This window comes from Aporhodopirellula sallentina SM41 (assembly GCF_000346505.1).
GTDB lineage: Bacteria > Planctomycetota > Planctomycetia > Pirellulales > Pirellulaceae > Rhodopirellula > Rhodopirellula sallentina.
In genome coordinates, this window is sequence record NZ_ANOH01000141.1 from 24,155 (window position 1) to 43,391 (window position 19,237).

Below are 19,237 nucleotides of genomic sequence, written 5' to 3' on the forward strand. Positions count from 1 at the left end.
CTGATTCTTGAAAGGAGATTGTTAAGGAGGACGCCCTTATTGGTTCTTCATGTGTTCTTCGAGCATCCTTAATGCTGTCCGGAACAATTCCACGTCGGGCTCTAATTCCACTGCACGTTGTAATTGCTTTCGCGCCGCAGGCAAATCACCGGACAAATATAAAGCTAGCCCATACCGATATTGCAGGTCGGCAATTTCAGGGGCGAGTTTCGCGTCACGATCGAGCAGCGGCAGTTCCTCGCGTCGGAGCTGGGTGACCTTCTTCTCAACGCCCGCGATCCCGTCCTCTCCGCCGACCGCGTTTAAGACCTCTTGCACCGACGGATCTTTGCGTGACATCGGAATAAGACGATCGAGCAACGCCGCGAGGTTCGTTCGCGGTCCGGTGGTCCCCGGTTCGACCCGCATCGCATTGCTATAAGAACGAATCGCCTCCGCCCACTGGCCACGCTGTTCGCTCAGCATCGCCCAACCCATGTGCGCACCAGCCCGATCGGACGCGTACATGAATTCATCTTTGACGTCGCTGAGCACCTGATCAAGCTCTCTCCGCTTGGTCCCCGACAATCGCTGATACGCGTTCCCGTTAACGATCCCCCGAGCCGCTTCGCTGCGGACCAACCGCGACGAATGTGACAGCAACGGGTAGAGCTTCTTCTGCACCTGCCCCGGATCCATCGCACCACCGCCTCCGAGCATGCCGATCGCGCGAGCCGCCGACGCGAGCAGGATCGGATGCAACGCTTCCGGATCCCTTTCGTTCTCATCGATCAATTGCTCCGCCGCATCAACCGCTTCGACGTGCCCCTGCATCACCAACTCGTCGAGCGCCGTCGCCCGAGCAATCACTGGCGTTAAGGCCTGTTTCGGATCGGTATTCGATCCGGCAATCAACTTCAACGTCTTGCGAACACCCGACCGATCACCGCGTCGCAGTGCGGCGATGGCCTCGGCATAGTGCGGTGGCTTGAGTCGCTGCTCGCCATACCATTTGTCGCACGCCTCATCGCACCACTGGTCGGTTTTCTCAATGACTTCACTGACCTTTTCATTGCCCTGCGAAGCGGCAAGCAGCCAGTCTTGATACAGTTTCAAATCGTCCGAGACTTCCGCCGGCAACGTGTCACGCAGGTCTTCAACGTGGCATCCGCTGCATGCGTTAGGCGTCTTCAACTCCACCGACAAATCGGGCCGTGGAATGCGGAAGCTATGGTCGCGCCGTGGATCGACCGCCATGTAGGTCGTGTGAGGCATGTGGCAATTGACGCACATCGCCCCTTCACTACCAACGGGATGATGATGGTGTGACGGCACATCGTATTTACCGGCGGCGTGTTGATGGCAAGAGGTACACGTTTCGTTGCCGGGGTGTTTGAGCTCGAGCGAGTGAGGGTCGTGGCAATCGGTGCAACGAATACCCTGATGATACATCTTGCTTTGTAGAAACGATCCGTAAACATAGACTTCGTCTTTGATCTGTCCGTCATCGTGATAGGTGTCGCCGCGCAGCAACTCCAGGTTGTAGTGGTCGCAGTACGCCGCGCCGGGACTCATCTTTCCATCAAGAACACCGCGTCGGCTGTGGCATGGTGCACACGTTTCAATCTGGGGCGTGGTGTCTTCCGTCTTCAGATTCACGAGCGCATAACCGCGATGCCGGTCCCAAAACAACGAACTCCGGTTGGCCAACTCAACGTGCAAACTCGCCGGACCGTGACAGGCCTCGCAACTGACGTCTATCTCTGAAAACGTTGTGTGGTATCTCTGAGTCGCGACGTCATAATTGCGTTTTAGATCGGTGCTGTGACACTCGGCACACATCGTTTGCCAACGCTGTGCGATCCCGGTCCAGTGCAGCGGATCATCCGGTTCCAACTTTTCGCTAACATCCGGTGGTCGTAGATAAAACCATTCCTTGCGGTTGGTGTCCCAACTGATTCGCAGGACTTGAACCCGTCCGACTTCATCCTCGGCCGCGTCTTCGGGCCGCTCAAACTCGACCATGTATTGCTGCAACGGGTCGACGCCAAAAACGTACTTGACCTCGAAGTGCTCCATCTCGCCGGTCGGTCCTTCGGTATAAACCATGAACTTCTTGCCGTCGCGATACAAACGACTTTCGATACCGTCGTTCACAAACGTGACGTCATTGAAATCGCCCAGCACGGTTTCGTCCGTCGCTAGGTCCATCGCCATGTCATGATGCGAACCGGTGAACGCCTGCGTTTCGGTTTCGTGACACTCAACGCAGGCATCACGGCCCACGAAGGAGGCGACGGCATCTTCCGGAAGGGCACGAAGATAGTCGGCCATCACGCCGCCTGCGACGAGAACGCCTACTGCGACGACGGCGATCAACCACGGATGGCGGGCGACAAAAGATCGATTGGTTGGGTGGGACATGAAGTATGGGGTTAGCGTTTGGTCGCTTCGGGATACTGCTGCAGCAACAAACGGGTGGCTTGGAGCCTCATGCGGTAGATCAGTTCACTGACCGCCTGAGATTGTTCAGAGGAATTCAGCGACGAATCGGTTGCTTGCGTGTGTTTCGTTTCGTTGTCAGACGCCTGCACTAGAGGAACGAGTTTCTCTAGCATTCTCGACGTCTTCAATAATGATTCGGCCGTCTGTACGAAAGCCGAGCGTGTTTGGGTTGACCGAATCGCGTTCGCCTGATGGCCGCGTCCGTTTGCGGGTTTCGCGGCATTTTCGATCCCGAGCGGATCACCCGAATCGGGGTCGAGGCTGGATCCGTCAAGCACGCTGCCTTGGCTGCGAATGACGTCGAGCACGTCGCCGAGCACTCCCGGAGGAGCGTTCGGGGCTTCGCCCTGCAACGCCTCGAAAATTTTCTGCTCCGCCTCCGGATCCGGCATCGGCGCGATCGGATCGGGAATCGGTGTTATCGGATTGGGAGACTCTTGGCCCTGCGTCCCAGGAGACTCCGATTGCGTCGGTACCGGCACAGTGTCGGTTGGCGGTTTAGCCTGACCGTTTGCGACCATCGTCAACAACATGACCGTCATCAATGCCAGCCGGCAACAACGCCTTCGCGACCGAGTGGATGCTCGCTCGACGAAGAGCGATCGAGAACACAGAGATTCGCTCATGAGGGTTTTCGTGTGCGTGTGCGAGGCTGGGGACGAGACTGCGGGAGAGGTTGATTGGCCGCGCGTGGGTCCGTCGGCACGGCGGGCGGCGGCGTTCCGGTCGATTCCGGCGTAGCGACCTTGGTTCCCTTGAGCTGCGCGGGAGCGACCGGCATGATTCGTCCGGACGGGTTGCCGGCAACGTTTCCCTGTCCCGCACGACGTCGCAGCGGCGAAAGAGCTCGCTCGGTTTGACGCGTCACCTCCGACAATAGTTCATCGACGCGGGCACGCAAAACGCCCGACGCGGCCAAAGCCGGGATGGCGACAATAAGACCGCCTACTGTCGTCACCAACGCTTGATAGATCCCTTCGGCGAGATCGCCCGCACCGGCCGAACCCTGCGTCGCGGCAACCTGGCGAAACGCGAAAATCATGCCTGTCACCGTGCCGAGCAAACCCACCATCGGCGACAAATTCGCGATCATCGATAGATAGTCAATCCGTCGGTGCATTTGGGCCGACCGGTCGATCAACGCGTCTTCCACGGTTTTCTCCATTTCCGACCAACCGAATTCCCGATTTGCAAGTGCCAACGAGATTACCCCGGCCAACACACTCGGTCGATTACGAAGCGCATTCTCCGCCTCCGACCAACGCGACTCACGCAGCGCCGCGGCGACTTCGCCGGACAAACCATCAGGAACGATGTCGGCTCGCCGCAACGAAATGAACTGGTCAATGACCAAGTACAATGCCGCGATGCTCAGCAACACGAGGATCAACAGAATTACGATCCCGGGCCAACCGCCACTGGTAACGATCTCCCAAAGCGAATCCGTTTCTCCGGGAGGCACGGTGGTTTGAGCCAACCCAGTCAATAAACAATCCGTCGCAGCCCACGTCATTTCGCATCCTCCGAAACCACCGGCGTGTCCCTCGCCTCGTTTGTTTTCGCCATGCGTCCGATCGACAGGAGAAACTCCGCATCGGCCAAGATCGGATCGCTCCATCGCAACCTCAACACACCGTCACGCTGCAGCGTTTCGATCATTGCATCATGCTGCGTCCGCAACGATCGGGCGATCCTTTCAATCCGCCGGCGTCCCTGACACACTGACAAAACGATCATTGCAAAAATCGCCATCGGCAACAAAGACAACAAGACGCTCGTGAACAGCATCCCGGCACTCGGATGCGGAAACCGCTGCAACCAATCATTCGCGTGCTCAGCCGAGACAGCGACTTCGACCGCTTCGGTCGTCGCGGGTTCGCTGCCGCCGGCCAGGTTGCCGATCGCGACATAGCTCGCATCGAGATAGTTGTGGTACAACGCGACGAGCGGCCCGGCCATCAACGCCCAAAAGATAATGGTGCCAATCAACCCGGCTAAGAACGCGAACGTTCCCGAAACACCTTCGCGGGCGATCGTTTCTTCAAACGCCGCTTGTGAACCTTCCTGCAACGCGTCGACTCCGGCGAGCGTCGCCACGGGCGAATCATCGTCAACAACTTCGCCCAGCGTTGTCCCCGAACGATGCAACCCGTTCAACTCGCGACGAAAACGCGACGCCATCGGCCCGAGTCGTTCGGTGACAGCAGTCGAGGCCCGTTGCCGCAAACCGTTTCGCAGGTCCAACGCGGATTCATGGCCGCCGCGGATATTTTGCACGCTCGTGTAGACCGCACCGACGAGCGAAGGGATCGATCCGGAAAACGACAGCAGCACGCGATCCCACGCCCCATGCGTTAGGTTCAACACCGACAAAACGGTGCGATAAGGGAACCAAATCGCGGCTGTTTCGGACAACAACGACAACCGCAACCGACTGCGAATCGCTGCCTTAAGCGGTATCTCACCGCCGAGCAGTGTGCTCGCGATTTGAGTCGGCAGGCGACGGGCCTCGGCGTCGAGTCGGTCCACCGCTGCGGTTAACTCAGGCAGTTGGCTCGTTAAAACCGACCCGACCGCTGCGGTGAATCTCGCGTCCAAAGCCGACAACCGAGTCGAGCGTCGGTGATCCCCGCCGCCCGATTCAGCCAACGCTTCGGAAATCGCACCGGCAATTTCCTCAGCGGCCTGCTTTCCGATTTCCTCTTCGCCTCGAGGATCGATTTCGAAATCACGAATCATTACCGCCGAAGCGATGCTGCTCTGCGGTGCCACCGATCGCAAGCGAGAGACCAACGTCTCGATGTCCGCTGTCAAATCATTATCGACATCCGCCCGCTGCGCGGTGCCCGATGCCGGCGTGAATTCATCAACGCCGACCATGTTTACGACCGGTATCACGATCGTTCCTTCGGACGCCGAAGCGAGCCCAGTGACACGTTGGCTGCGGAGCTGATCGCGGCGAACCACCAGTACCAAAACCGATGCGAGCGAAAGTGCGCGTTCGGCCACTCCAGCGATCGCACGACGGTCGTCGGTCGATCCAGGAGCGTCGACGATCAAATACGGGCCACCAATCGACTGCATCTTGGACGCGTCGCAGACGAGATATCGTTCGTGCCGGGTATCGAGATCCGATGGCGGTTTGGGGCCGACCCAGGTGAGTTTCTCGGTCGCTTCATCAAGGTTATTGCCGCTGCGGATCGCCGCCGCGATCGCGGGGTCACCCACCAATTGTCGGGCGAGCCATGATTTGCCTTGACCGGTCGTTCCCACGATAGCCACGACCGTCGCGTTGTCGGCGCGATCGGCAATCACCATCGAGCGAGCCTCATGATGGTGCCGACAAAGCTCAACAATCTCGATCCCCGCGTCACTGTCGCCGAGCACCCGAGTCGCCGCCCGTTGCACACGCTGGGTGAACTGTTCTCCGGCATCGCTCACGCTGACTTCCATCCCACGCGGCAGAGCATCGCTTACGCTCATTTCTTGATCCCCGAGGAACGCGGCAAGAGTTTGTTCAGTTCGCTAACGAATTCATCACGAACACGATACACCGGCATCGTCGGGCCGCTCGTTTCGCTGCGCGCGATTCGCGAGGCGGGTAAGGTGACTTGATGGTTGGCGACCCGCACCTTCATCGGTGGATCCGGGCGTGCCACACCAAGTTCGTCACAGAGGACCGCGAGGAAATCCGCGAGCTGCTGCCGCGCCGCCTGCTGACCGACTTCACGTGCACCTTGATTTCCCGCCCACATCGCCGCGAGTGCTCCGAGCCCCGCCGCGGCGAGCAATTCCGGGATCGACGCAGCGAGAATGAAGCTATGCCCAAAGTCGACAGGGATCATCAACGCCGCACCAAACGCGGCAAAGATCGTCGCCAAAGGAGTCAGCCCGTGAGCCAACTTCTTATGCATCGGAATCTCCGACCACATCATCCGAATTGCCTCGTCGAGTCGTCTCGGATCGAGCGTCGTAAAATCGTCCTGTTCGAAACGTGTCACCGCTCGCTGAATGGGCGGCAACAACAACTCCGCATCGTTCACAAAACCACGTTGGTTCGAAATCGTGACCGTGCCCTCTTCATTGGGCTCTTCCAACGACAAACCCGAATCGTCAATTGAATGTTTGCCCGGTGACGCTTCGGTTTGGTGATCCCGGTAGTGAGACAACACGACCGTTCCACCGTGTCGTTCGATTTCGGCGAGCAAACCTTCCGGTGCGATCAAGCCACCATACTCGCCGCTGCGGAAACGACCTTTAATGTCGTCGGCCGCCTTCTGCGAAAGAGCCGACGGGGTGAGCGAACGCATGAAGTCGCCGGCGCCACCGACGAACCGACGGATCGTGGAATTCAACCGCACACCCCAACGCGCATACCAAGGCGCGGTCGCGGCAAACGATTCCGATAATTGACGCAAGATCCGTTCGCTCTGATGCAGCCGCAGCTCCATGACTTCGCCACCGATCTTGCGATGCGCGAAGAACTCCAACGACGCGTCCAACAGCACCTCGTGACACTCGCGGGTTTTCGCAAACGAAGCGTCCGCGTTTCTACGAATCGCATCGAGGCCGCGATCCCAAATCACCTTCTCCAAGTTAATCCGCAACGCGCGATGGAGCTGTGAAAACAGCACGCCACGATCGAGCTTCAACGGCAACGATTCAAGGAAACGCCCTTCATCGATGGAGGCCGGCGGGTTTTCATCCGGGTTCGGCGAAACCTCAAAGAACACAGGCAACGGCTCAGACTCCTGCGCCGTTTCGCTCGATTCCACTTTTCCGGTCGACGAATCCATCGGATTAGCTAACCGACGATCACTCGCCTCGTCTTCTCTGTGCGGGATAAACGGGCGGCTCGCCGGCACGTCGTAATCGTACGCAGCGTAAATCGACGCCACGCCGTGTTTCTGGCTCAACGGCGAAAATGTCTCGTGGACTTGATCCGGTGTTTGCCGCGGCCGGACTTTGTTTACCGCCAACATCCGCGGAACCCCGGGCATCAAATCCGACGCGATCCGCATCAGATCAGCCAACGTGGTATCACGCGACGAAGCCGCATCGGTCACGATCAGAAACGCCGAACACAACGTGGCCGCGCGTCCGAGCAATTCCTTGCGTTCTTTGGGTGACCCTAATCCGAGTTCTTCATCAGAAACGATATCCGGACAATCCAACAAACCGACACCGAGTTCGTCCAACGCCGGATCGGTCGCGAGCAAAGCCACGGAGAGTTGCGAGTGATCGCCGCTACGATTGTTGTACTGAGAGGCAGCCTGGTCTGGATTTTCCGAAAGGTCTTCGGGCGGGTGTCCGAGCGAATCGCCGATGCGAGAAACCAGAAGGCTCCATAACTCAACGTCGTCCCGCCACGACTGCGGCAACCATAAAACAAAACGGTGAGTTCCCTCGCGGTTGCTCGTTCCCCGCAGCGTCCTCGCCTGACCAGCCGGACTCAGAAACGAACTCACCAAACTCGTCTTGCCACTATTGAGCATTCCCGCGACAGCGATCGTTGGCCGATCGACCAAACGCCCGGCGGTATCGAGTCGACGCCCCGCGGTCAGTGTTTCGGCAACAACCGAAGACTGCATCCGCCGCAACGCCGTCAGATAACTCTCGCGGCCCGGCGTGGGTGCCAACCGGGCAATGGTTGCGCGACGATCGTCATCCTCGAGAAGAGCCAGCAGCGCCGGCCAATCGATCTCCGGTTCTTTCGTTGAGCGTCGAAGCGGGAACATCAATGGGCGATAACTCCAGGCGGCACGCGTCAATCACGTGCGACGCCTGTTTCAAATAAATAGGAACGCTGGCGTTGAAGAACGAAACGTTTCTATCATCCCGATTCTTGCGACCGAGCACAACCAGACACGCTCATTACAAATTCCGACACCCGCGAGAACGCCTGGGTGAGGATATGCGGTTCGTTTCGAAGGCCTACTGCTCGCAGGCCTCCAACCATCCGCCCAAACGAGTCATCGGACGAATTTCTCGTCCCGCAAATACGGCTCAGTTTAAAACCGCACCTGGTGGCAACGGATCGGCACTGATGATGCGATCGCCCTGTGCGTCGTATTGTCCTGGATCCAAACGATTGGATTGGTAGGTACGTGGTTGCCATCCGCCGTCTGGTACAACGCCACCGGAATAGCCACCGTCGTACGTGCCGCCACCGAGATAGGGATCCACGACCGTACCGTCGTATTGCACACCGCCATAAGACGACACACCACAATCACCACCGCACGAGGTTCCGCATCCGCAGTCGGCAGGCATGCCCACCGAGTATCCGCCATCGACATAACCGCCGTTAGCGTAACCACTGCCGACGCAGCCACCTTGGCATGGTGCCTGGTATGGTGCCGGAGCGTAGGCCGTTGGGCATTGAGGCGCAGGCGCCCGAGCGACAGGAGGTGCGTAGGTCGGCGCCGGGTTGCGATTGAACAAACCACAACGTGGCGTTCCACATCCCGGTGCGGCGGGTGCGCCCGGTGCCGCGTTCGGAGGAGGAGCGAGCGGGTTGATCGCGGTTCCTACCGCTCCGATGCGGCTGCAGAGGCCACAGCGTGCGCCACGGCCAAAGAAAAAGTTTCGCATTCCACCGCACCCGGTTGCACTGCCCATGACCATCACGAGCGTTACAAGTGTGAAAGATCGGATAGTCATCAAAGTTTCCTTCAAAAGCAAAGCAAGCGTAAACGTTGGCCTCCGACGGGTGACCACTGAAAAGTAGTGCGCGTTTCGTGTTGTGCAAACGCAACATCGTTTTTTTTCAGCAACAATTGGTTGTCGCAGTGCAACACACACTCCCTCCGCTTGCGATGCGCCGATACAGAAGCTGGTGTGACAAATCGCTGCACCGGATTTAACCGTCGCAAACCCTTCATCTTCTTCATCCTTCCTTCATCAACGTCTGATCGTCGCCATGCTGCACCTTCTGACCCAACATGACGAATCGCGGATTGCCTCTCCCCAAGGGCAAACGAAGAATCTCCCCATGTCTGGAGCCCCCATGGCCGGAAAAGGAGATGTGTCCCACAACGTGCCCGTGTGTTTAGACGCATCCAAACCGATCGCGACTCAGAAGGCGAGACGCAGCAACATATGGACACGACATCTATTGATGTTCGCGGTCTGCACGCTCGCCACCCTATCAAACAACACGGTGAGTCGAGCCGAACCCTCCCAAACACCAGACGAGTGGACGTCGCCAGTCGATCAATTTTTACCAACACCGACATCTCTATTCGATTCGCCAATCTCCACGATCAGTCACTCAGACGCGAGTGTCGAACTGCACCCATCCATACCCGCCGATGATACGGGCACCACTGCGGTGTCAACGAAAGCGACAACGCCCCTGTCGAGCACGCCGTTGGCGATGCCGGCAATGCCTCAATCCTTGTCAACGGATCTACGCAGCGACCGGTTTTGGTTAGTCAACACGCGGCACCTCACGTGCAATACCTGCCGTATGAATTTGAACCAGCCAAACTTTCATATCTATCGATTGGACCGGTGTGGGCGGCGACTTCCTTCGGGACTCGACGACTACCTTGGCTCCATGGACACGACGCGGCCTCGCATCATCTATATCCATGGCAACCGCCGCGACGCGCCGACTGCGATCAAGCAAGGTCTTTTTGTCTACCGACAACTCGTCCGACATCGCTCCAGTGACCAGCCGATTGATTGGGTGATCTGGAGTTGGCCGAGTGAAGCGGACTCGCTTTTCCTGTCAGACGTTCGCGAGAAAGCTCAACGCACCAACGCGCAGGGTCTCTATCTGGCATGGTTGCTTCGCGAGCACGTCGTTCGCTCGCAGCCGAGCGGATTGATCGGGTTCAGCTTTGGCGGCCGCGTGGTTTCGGGTGGCTTGCACGCGTTGGCGGGCGGAACGCTCGGTCGTCGCACAATCGGTGAACCACCGATCACCGGTGCCAACATCGATGTCGGACTGCTCGCTCCGGCGGTCGATTCGACTTGGCTGAGCTCCAATGGCTATCACCGCTTCGCGACGCAGAACATGAACCGCATGGTGATGCTGTACAACCACCGCGACATCGCACTGAAATACTTCAAATTCGTTGCGGGCAACTCCAAAGCGAAGGCACTCGGTCACGTCGGCCCTCGGTATCTCGCGCCACGATACGACGGCACTCCCCTTCCGGTACGCGCCCGCGACTGTGCCCAAACGGTCGGCAATCATCACAGCGAAAAACGATACTACGAACGAACCTGCTACGCCGGTCGTGAAATGGCCTCACTGATCGATTCCGTCATGCGAGTCGACTGATCCGCGAAAGCGAATCGTTAAACTCTGCCCAGCCCGAACGACCGCGACGACGCGGCGCACATGCAACGTGTGCTCGATCGCTTTGACTGACAAATCCGCTAACACATCGCCGATGACTACCGGTGTGCGGACGGATGCCGCTGTCGATACCGACCCTACCAAGACGGATGCGATTGCAGGATGCGATTGAATACGATTCTCAAATTGCGAACGGTTCTCCTAGTCTCCGTTCTCGCCACCGGAGCTTGTGCGTCGGATCTCCAGGCAGGTTTTCCCTGGCAAGGTCCCTGGCCGTGGTCGAAATACGAAGGCTCGCGCCGCGTTGATGTAATCGGACCGCTCGGCAATCGTTTGCCCGAATCGTACCGCCGAAAATACAATCGCCCGACCTACATCGGCGGAAAGATTGCGTCGAAGGTCGAACCGTCGAGCCAAGAGGCGATCGCGTTCCAACGCGCCGAAGAACTCGGCCTGTACGACAACAACGGTGTCAAAGGGGCACTCAACGGCAAGCACTGCCCCCCGCAGCGTGTCGAACAACACTACTTCTATCCCAAACCGTGGGAAGTGCTCGCTGTCGGTCCCCGCAAAACGCCAATGCGAAATGATCGCAGCAACTCGGAATTCTCATCAGACGCGGGTGCGGAATTGCTCCCCGTCCCACAGTTCGAAGAGCCAAACGAGCACGGCGATTACTCGCCAAAAGGCGGATACTTTGGCGATCCGGAGCTGAACGCCAGCGAAGACTCATTCGAACTGCCGCAGCCCGTTATGGTCGATCCACTCGAATCGGACCTCGAACTGCCAACGCCGGGTTCCAATAGCGAGTAACTTAGAAGGCGTCCTCGTACGTCGCCTCCTTCGTATTCGCTATCGCCATGACCTCGCATCCATCCGCGTCGAGCGCTCTTTCTGATCGAGCAAACGGTTCACATGGCGTCGCGGACACGAATCCCTACGCCAGCCCACCGGCACCGGCGGATGAGAATTGGGTGCAACAATCGTCTCTCGGGGACGAACTGCAGCCGACCGCAAACGATCTTCTTTTACCGGGTGGTGACGAGCGTTTGTGGGCGGTTGTCCCCATCAAGCACATGCCGTTTCGCGAACTCCGGCCGCTGACTCGAAATCTCTTTGAGTATCTGCTGGTTCTGTTTGTCTTTAAATTACTGCGTGTCCCCAATCGTCCATCTTGGGCATCGGCACTGCTCGACCAGCGTGAGATCAGCGAACAGGACATCCCTGAACTCTTTGTTGCGGACTTCGACAAAGCACGAAGTGAAGCGACCGCACTCGGCTTTGTCGACCCTCACTATGTTTCGTCGCCAACCGTCGGGCCTCGCATGAGCGTCGAGATGTTGATGACGACTCCGGATGGACGCGTTCAATTGTCGTTCCACCGTTTGGTGACGATCGATGGATTCGCCCGATTGGACGAAACCCGACGGGGACTCCACAGCCTCCTGGCGGGCGACCGCAACCTCGTCACGATGGGCAACATGCCCACGCCCCGGCCGAGCGAATGGCAAACCGTGACGCGGATGCGAACCAAGTCGTTCGAAAAGCTTCTCGAACGTCATCGCAAACAACTCGCCGAACATGCGTCCCGCCCGATCGAACCGAGTCGAATCGTGGAAGAATCAATGCGCGAAGATCACCGACTGATCCAAGACGTGATCGAACGCGGCCTACTCCGGGAAGCGAACGGGAACGATATCCTGAATATCACCCAGCGTTATGGTTGATCGATGCCAGGCGTTTCTGTTAGCAAGACTCGCCAGAGTTCAGACGGTTCAACACTTCGCCGCGTCACACGGGTTCAGGCACGACCGAAGTCTGGCGACTCCGGCTACGGGATAGCGGGATAGACTGTCAACCGATCCACAACGCGGCACGGGCTAGCTGTAACCAGGCCTCTCCGGTTGGGTTGCTCATGTCGAAATCTTTTGTCGGGATGTAGGCTTTGCGAGAGTCGACAATCCGCACTTGAACCGACGCCTTTTCGACGAGCTGTTCTAGCCGACGGCGATTGCTGTACTGCAAGACAATGAACCGGTCGTTGCTGGTAATCGACTGAATTCCCCATGCCGCCGCATCGAGTCGCAACTCGGCGAGCTGGACCATTCTCGCCGCCGCGTCCGGGATCGGACCGAAACGATCCTTGAGTTCCTCTTGGAACTGAGCGATTTCGTCAGCGTGGTTGATGCGTGTCATCCGGCGATACAAATCAATTTTGTGACGCAGGTCCGGAACATAGTCGTCCGGCAAGTACGCTTCGATCGGCAAATCGATGTCGACGTCCGCAGACAGCTTCGGCGGCAGCTTTTTCGCTTGCCGAACCGCGTCCTCGAGCAATTGACAGTACAGCTCGTATCCCACCGCAGCGATGTGGCCACTTTGTTGACTGCCGAGCAGGTTCCCGGCACCACGGATTTCGAGGTCACGCATCGAGATCGCGAACCCGGCACCCATCTGCGAGTACTCCTCGATCGCCCGCAAGCGTTTGCTGGCTTCCGGCGTTAAGTGTTTGTTGGGCGAAACGAGCAGATAGCAATACGCCTGATGTTTGTATCGCCCGACACGTCCTCGGAGTTGGTGCAGGTCGCTCAGCCCGTACCGGTTTCCCTCATCGATAAACATGGTATTTGCGTTGGGGATATCCAAACCACTTTCGATGATCGTTGTAGCGAGCAACATATCGAACTTGTGATCAATGAAGTCAACCATCACCTGTTCGAGTTCGCCTTCCCCCATTTGACCGTGACCGATTCCGATGCGTACTTCCGGCACGACCTCGTTGATCTTGGCCGCGAGGTCCTGCATGTCGCCGATCCGATTATGGACGAAGTACATTTGACCGCCCCGGTTTAATTCGCGAACGATCGACGCCCGGATCATTTTCGGATCCCATCGTGTGACTTTGGTTTCCACCGGCATGCGTTCCGCCGGCGGCGTTTCCAAGTTACTGATATCGCGGGCCCCCACGAGCGCCATGTGCAACGTTCGCGGTATGGGAGTCGCCGAGAGAGTCAACACGTCCACGTTGGTGTGACGTGTTTTCAAACGTTCCTTGACCGCGACGCCGAAGCGTTGTTCCTCGTCGATAATCACCAATCCCAAGTTATTAAAGTCAACATCCTTGCCCGCCACGCGGTGTGTGCCGACGACAATATCAACCTTTCCACGGCGTAGGTCTTTGACCGTCTCGCGTTGATCGGCGGGAGCACAAAAGCGTGACATTTTGCGGATCTCGACCGGGAACTCCGCCATCCGATCGCAGAACGAATGATAGTGTTGTTCGGCGAGCACGGTCGTTGGAACCAAGACCGCAACCTGGTATCCCGACGTGACGGCTTTGAACGCCGCCCGCATCGCGACTTCCGTTTTGCCGAAACCCACGTCACCACAGATCAACCGATCCATCGGTTGGTGCGATTCCATGTCCGCCTTGATGCTCTCGATCGCTGTTAACTGGTCGGGGGTTTCGAGATACGGAAAGCTGGCGTCGAATTGCCGTTGCCATTCGTTGTCCGGGTCAAACGCGATCCCACGCCGGGTGGCTCGTTTGGCCTGCAGTTCCAACAACTCGTCCGCCATGTCGGTGACCGCCGCTTCGGCCGCCTTGCGTTGACTCGTCCACGAGATACCGCCGATCTTTGCCAACCGCGGACGCGTCTTGGTTCCACCGACGTATCGTTGAATCAACTGAATCCGAGTCGCCGGGACGTGAATTTTGGTCCCGCCGTCGAACTCAATCGTCAGGTGTTCTTGATGCTGGCCGTTCTTTTCGATCGAGTTGAGCCCGCGATACAAACCGATCCCATGCGAAAGGTGGATCACCAAATCGCCAGGTGTCAGCTGCAGAAAACTGTCGATCGGTTTGCCGCGCACCCGCGAACTAACCCGCCGCACCGGGCTGCGGTGAAACAACTCCGCACCGGTTAACACCAACACCTCAGCACCTGACAATCGGAACCCGCCGCTGAGCGAAGCGACCGTCATGTGCAATCGCCCCGACGTTGCCGCGTCGGTGTCACTGAGCAAATCCGTCAACCGTTGTCCGTCGGCAGGCGTGTCGCCCACGACGATCACTTCATGGCCGGCCGCGACACTGTCGACGCGGGTTTTGGTTTCGTCGAGCGACGAGGCAAAACTGTCTGCACCGGCGGTGTGCAAATCGACGAGATCCTCGTCTGCGGCGTCGGCGATCTGAGCGCCGGTGACCACGCGATGGCCGCGCAGTTCGGCGAGCAGTTCGGGCATCGTGACGAAACGATCCGTTCGCGCAACACGCGACAGCAACGCTTGGCTCGTCGCGGCACATTCGGCCGGGTCGACCAACAACACCACCGTGTCACTGGGCAGGTAGTCGACGATCGTTGATTCCGCGCCGCCGTTTTCCTCGGCAATCGGCAACTCGGAATCGAAGTCGTCCGAACCGAGGTCCGGTTTGCCTCGCTTCTTCTTTCGCCCTTTTGTCGGCGGCGGTTCGCTGTCGTCTTCCAGGCTCGCTTCGTCGAAGCCGTCATCAACGAGATTGTCCAAGATCATCTCGCTCGAGACCCCGTCGGCTCCGATCGCGGCGATCTCGACGCTATCGAGCGTCTCGCTGCTCCGCTGCGTGGCGGCGTCGAAACGACGGATCGATTCGATCTCGTCTCCAAACCACTCGATCCGAATCGGCGTCGTTTGGTCCGGTGAATGGATGTCAAGCAAACCACCCCGCGAGGCAAATTCCCCCGGCACGTGGACCGCCGTCGTTGCGGCAAAGCCTGCCTCGCTGAGCCAACGACGCAGATCCTCCGGCGCGACTTCATCACCGACGCTGAGTTTGCGGGTCGCACGCGTGAGCCGATCGGCCGAAGGGACGCGTTGAATCGCCGCCCCGATATAGGCGGTCACGACGAGCGGTTCGGGCGAGTCGTTGTCGCGACCACGCAGCGACTGCAGCACCTGCAACCGGGCCGCGTAATCGGCGTCACGAATCGATGCACCGGTCCCATCGCCCGCCGAAAGAGGCAACGCCACGACGTCTTCGATCCCGAATGCGCGGACGTCGCCCGCGACGATGTCAGCGTCCACAGCCTGGGGCAACAACACCAAAACGTGTGGCGTGTGGCGAGTCAGCGTGGCCGCGAGCAGACCACGGATGCCTCCCCAAACCCCCGAAAACGCCAACGGTGAATCGCGATCGGACCGGGCAATCGCCTTGCCGACTCCGGCGAACTCGTCCAACACCGAGGGAACGTCGTGCAACGAACGCAATGAAAGTTTGCGTTTTTTCCCGCGCGTTTTTCTAGCCTTGGGCTGCTGTTTTGATGTTGGTTTCGTCTCGGATGGCACGCTAGGCAGCCTTCGAATGCGGTCGGCGGTGGCGGTGTGCAAGCTGAAAACGTATCTTGATCGCTCGAACTCGCCTAGTTCATCTCGTTTCCCACACCCACTGTATTGAAAGAATTCATGAGCATCGGAATCGGTATCGTCGGAGCAGGCATGATCTCCAATTTTCATGCCAAAGCGATCGCAGACACCAATAACGGAAAACTGATCGGCTGTTACGACCGCAACGGCGAGCGTGCCGAACAGTTCGCCTCGGCCAACGGATGCCGCTCTTACAGCACTCTCGATGAAATGCTGGCCGACCCCGATGTTCAAGCCGTCGCGATCTGCACGCCCAGCGGTGCGCACCTCGAACCGGCCGTTGCTGCCGCGAAAGCCGGCAAACACGTGGTCGTCGAAAAGCCGCTCGAAGTGACCAAAGAGAAATGTGACGAAATCATCGCCGCCTGTGACGCTGCCAACGTCAAACTCGCCGCGACGTTCCAAAGCCGTTTCCACGAGTCATCTCAGTTGATGAAGTCGGCCGTCGACGCGGGGCGTTTCGGCAAAATCACCTTGGGAGACGCGTACGTGAAGTGGTACCGCAGCCAAGAGTATTACGACAGCGGTGCGTGGCGGGGCACATGGGCCCTCGATGGTGGCGGGGCGTTGATGAACCAAGCCATCCACAGCGTTGACCTGTTGCTATGGTTGATGGGTCCCGCCAAACGGGTCCACGCGATGATGGACACGATGACCCACGAGCGGATCGAAGTCGAAGACATTGTGATCGCGAACATCCAATTCGAAAACGGTGCGTTGGGCGTGATCGAAGCCACCACGACGGCGTTCCCCGGTGCACTCAAACGTGTCGAAATCGCCGGCAGTGAAGGCAGCGCGGTGCTGGAAGAGGAAGACCTGACGCAGTGGACTTTCGCCAGCGAAACCGATGAAGACGCGTCGATCCGTGAACGCATGGCGGGCAAAACCGAAACAGGCGGCGGAGCAGCCGACCCTGCCGCGATCGGACACCACGGCCACACCGAAGTCTTCAACGACTTCATCGAGGCGATCGAAAACGACCGTGAACCGTTGGTCAACGGCGTCGAAGGCCGACGCAGCACGGAGTTGATCTGCGCGATCTACGAGAGTGCTCGATCCGGCAAGACCATCGAACTGTAGATCGTTGTTGTTCCGTTTGTAGCGGTTCCGTTCGTAACTGTTCCGTTCGTTGCGGTTGGCAACGAACGCAGCCCACCTCTCGAGTCTTTCGTTCCACGTCACGCGAGCGTCCTGACCTTCATGTCCACCTTACCGGTCGCTGATTCTTCCATACCGAACCACGCGCCGATCGGCGTGATGGGGCGTCTGCGGATATGGAAGATGATCTTCGCCACCGCGTTTTCGGAACGGTTGGTGTATCGCGGCGATTTCGCGTTGGGGACGTTGATGCGTTTCCTGCCGATCGTCACGCAGATCTTCTTGTGGTGGGCGATCTTCGATTCCATCGGACAAAGCAACACCGCGGGGACGGAGTCGGGGCAACCGGCCGGCGGCGAAGCGGTCTCGATCGGCGGATATGGTTTTCGCGAGATGGTCGCGTACTACCTGTTGACGATGATCGCCCGTGCGTTCTCCAGCATGCCGGGGCTCGCCTCGGGAATCGCTCAGCAAATTCGTGAAGGCGAAATCAAACGCTACCTGATCCAACCGATCGATTTGATCGGTTTCCTGTTGCTTAACCGCATCGCACACAAATGCGCGTACTACGCCGTCGCGATCGCTCCGTTTGCGTTGGTGTTTTACCTATGCCGTGATTACTTCGTTGACGGGTTCCCGCCGCTGCATCTGTTCCTGTGCTTCGTCGCGTCACTCTTGATGGGTTTTCTGATCGGGTTCTTTTTGGAAGCGTCGATCGGCATGATCGGGTTCTGGTTTCTCGAGGTCTCCTCGCTGCTGTTCCTCTATATGTTGTTCAGTTTCTTTCTCTCCGGTCATATGTTCCCGCTGACGCTGTTGCCGGATTGGATCGAACCGGCGGTGAATTTCTTGCCGCTGAAGTATCTCGCGTATTTCCCCGCCGCCGTGTTCCTCGGCAAAATCCCAGAGGACGAACTCGCGATGGAAATGGGGATCCAGTTTGCATGGTTGGTGTTTTTCATTGTTCTCTGCCGGTTCGCATACGCACGCGGCGTGGCACGTTACAGCGGATTCGGGGGCTGAGAACATGTGGTCTGAATTGAATCGCTATCGCCGCGTGTTTTTCACGTTCGCGCAGAACAGTTTGGTTCGCGACATGACGTTCCGCACCAACTTTGTGATCGAGTGCTTGAGCAGTCTGGGTTGGACGTTGATGAACGTCGGCTTCTACCTGATCATTTTCGAACATACCAAGTCGATCGGCGCCGACAGCGGTTGGGACCGAGAGAAGTTCTTTCTGTTTCTCGCCACGACCTGGTTCATTAATTCGCTCGTCCAAGCGTTCTTCATGCCGAACGCGGAAGAGTTCAGCGAACTGATTCGTACCGGCGGGCTGGATTTCGCCTTGTTGAAACCGATCGATACGCAGTTTCTGATTTCCTTCCGCCGGGTGAGCTGGAGTTCGCTCGCGAACTTCGCCGCCGGAATTGTGATCGCGGCGGTGTCGCTCTGGAAACTCGCCAATCGCGAGGTCGATCCCTACGTTCCGACGGCGATGTCGTGTTTGCTGTACGTGTTCTTTTGCGGGTGCGGGGTCGCGATCATGTACAGCCTGATGATCTGCCTGTCGGCAACGAGCATTTGGTTGGGACGCAATCAAACGCTCTACAACTTTTGGTTCTACATCACCAACTTCAGTCGTTATCCGATGGAGATCTACAACCGGGGATGGGGACAAGCACTCTATGGTCTGTTCACTTTTGTGATCCCCGTTTTAGTCGTCGTGAACGTCCCCGCTCGCCTGATCGCGAGGCCTGTCGAACCGCGCAGCGATTCGGAATGGTGGCTCGTCGGTTGGACCATCGTCGCGACGCTCCTGAGCGTGCTGGCAAGTCGATGGGTGTTCCGAACCGCCCTGGGCAGCTACCGCAGTGCCAGTTCGTAAAGCCAACTTCGCCGCGTCTGTGGTAGACTGCAACGCATTCTTTTTCTTCCAATTTC

General features: G+C 58.2%; 13 protein-coding genes. 6 read left to right on the top strand and 7 right to left on the bottom strand.

All coding sequences use genetic code 11. The annotated features are described in order from the left end of the window. Positions 1-36: 36 nt before the first annotated feature. From RSSM_RS09145 to RSSM_RS09170, 6 genes are all read right to left on the bottom strand, one after another. Entirely contained in the window at positions 37-2,403 is a 2,367-nt protein-coding gene (locus RSSM_RS09145) for a multiheme c-type cytochrome (protein WP_008677039.1), read from the bottom strand. A gap of 11 nt (positions 2,404-2,414) precedes the next feature. Further along, positions 2,415-3,110, bottom strand: coding sequence for a hypothetical protein (locus RSSM_RS09150; RefSeq protein WP_144059676.1), 696 nt, complete (start codon positions 3,108-3,110; stop codon positions 2,415-2,417). Beyond that, positions 3,107-3,997, bottom strand: coding sequence for a MotA/TolQ/ExbB proton channel family protein (locus RSSM_RS09155; protein ID WP_008677043.1), 891 nt, complete (start codon positions 3,995-3,997; stop codon positions 3,107-3,109). The genes RSSM_RS09150 and RSSM_RS09155 overlap by 4 nt, the downstream gene beginning before the upstream one ends. Next, positions 3,994-5,967, bottom strand: a complete 1,974-nt coding sequence (locus tag RSSM_RS09160; protein ID WP_144059677.1) for a hypothetical protein — start codon at positions 5,965-5,967, stop codon at positions 3,994-3,996. The genes RSSM_RS09155 and RSSM_RS09160 overlap by 4 nt, the downstream gene beginning before the upstream one ends. Beyond that, positions 5,964-8,222 carry a hypothetical protein gene (locus tag RSSM_RS09165; protein ID WP_008677046.1) on the bottom strand — a complete coding sequence of 753 codons (2,259 nt, stop codon included), beginning with the start codon at positions 8,220-8,222 and terminating at the stop codon, positions 5,964-5,966. Before RSSM_RS09165 ends, RSSM_RS09160 begins: the two co-directional genes overlap by 4 nt. Positions 8,223-8,490: 268 nt before the next feature. Next, on the bottom strand, positions 8,491-9,111 hold the full coding sequence (locus RSSM_RS09170) for a hypothetical protein (protein WP_008677048.1): 621 nt from the start codon (positions 9,109-9,111) through the stop codon (positions 8,491-8,493). Positions 9,112-9,478: 367 nt separating this feature from the next. On the opposite strand from RSSM_RS09170, the gene RSSM_RS09175 reads away from it, so the two are divergent. From RSSM_RS09175 to RSSM_RS09185, 3 genes are all read left to right on the top strand, one after another. Continuing rightward, entirely contained in the window at positions 9,479-10,777 is a 1,299-nt protein-coding gene (locus RSSM_RS09175) for a hypothetical protein (RefSeq protein WP_236621031.1), read from the top strand. A 180-nt stretch (positions 10,778-10,957) separates the two neighbouring features. Further along, complete coding sequence (locus RSSM_RS09180; RefSeq protein ID WP_008677055.1) at positions 10,958-11,608, top strand: hypothetical protein; 651 nt, start codon at positions 10,958-10,960, stop codon at positions 11,606-11,608. 47 nt (positions 11,609-11,655) lie between these two features. Then, positions 11,656-12,522 (top strand): hypothetical protein, encoded by an 867-nt coding sequence (locus tag RSSM_RS09185; protein WP_008677057.1) that lies wholly within the window; start codon positions 11,656-11,658, stop codon positions 12,520-12,522. Between the two features lie 127 nt (positions 12,523-12,649). On the opposite strand, the gene mfd is transcribed toward RSSM_RS09185, so the two are convergent. Further along, positions 12,650-16,042 carry a transcription-repair coupling factor gene (gene mfd / locus RSSM_RS09190; RefSeq protein ID WP_044301987.1) on the bottom strand — a complete coding sequence of 1,131 codons (3,393 nt, stop codon included), beginning with the start codon at positions 16,040-16,042 and terminating at the stop codon, positions 12,650-12,652. A gap of 195 nt (positions 16,043-16,237) precedes the next feature. Here mfd and RSSM_RS09195 point away from each other — a divergent pair, with 195 nt between their 5' ends. The 3 genes from RSSM_RS09195 to RSSM_RS09205 all read left to right on the top strand — a co-directional run bounded on the left by RSSM_RS09195 (position 16,238) and on the right by RSSM_RS09205 (position 19,181). Beyond that, positions 16,238-17,278 (top strand): Gfo/Idh/MocA family protein, encoded by a 1,041-nt coding sequence (locus tag RSSM_RS09195; RefSeq protein WP_173403143.1) that lies wholly within the window; start codon positions 16,238-16,240, stop codon positions 17,276-17,278. Between the two features lie 177 nt (positions 17,279-17,455). Continuing rightward, positions 17,456-18,319 carry an ABC transporter permease gene (locus RSSM_RS09200; RefSeq protein ID WP_008677063.1) on the top strand — a complete coding sequence of 288 codons (864 nt, stop codon included), beginning with the start codon at positions 17,456-17,458 and terminating at the stop codon, positions 18,317-18,319. Between the two features lie 4 nt (positions 18,320-18,323). After that, positions 18,324-19,181, top strand: coding sequence for an ABC transporter permease (locus RSSM_RS09205; protein WP_008677065.1), 858 nt, complete (start codon positions 18,324-18,326; stop codon positions 19,179-19,181). The last annotated feature ends 56 nt before the right edge of the window (positions 19,182-19,237 follow it).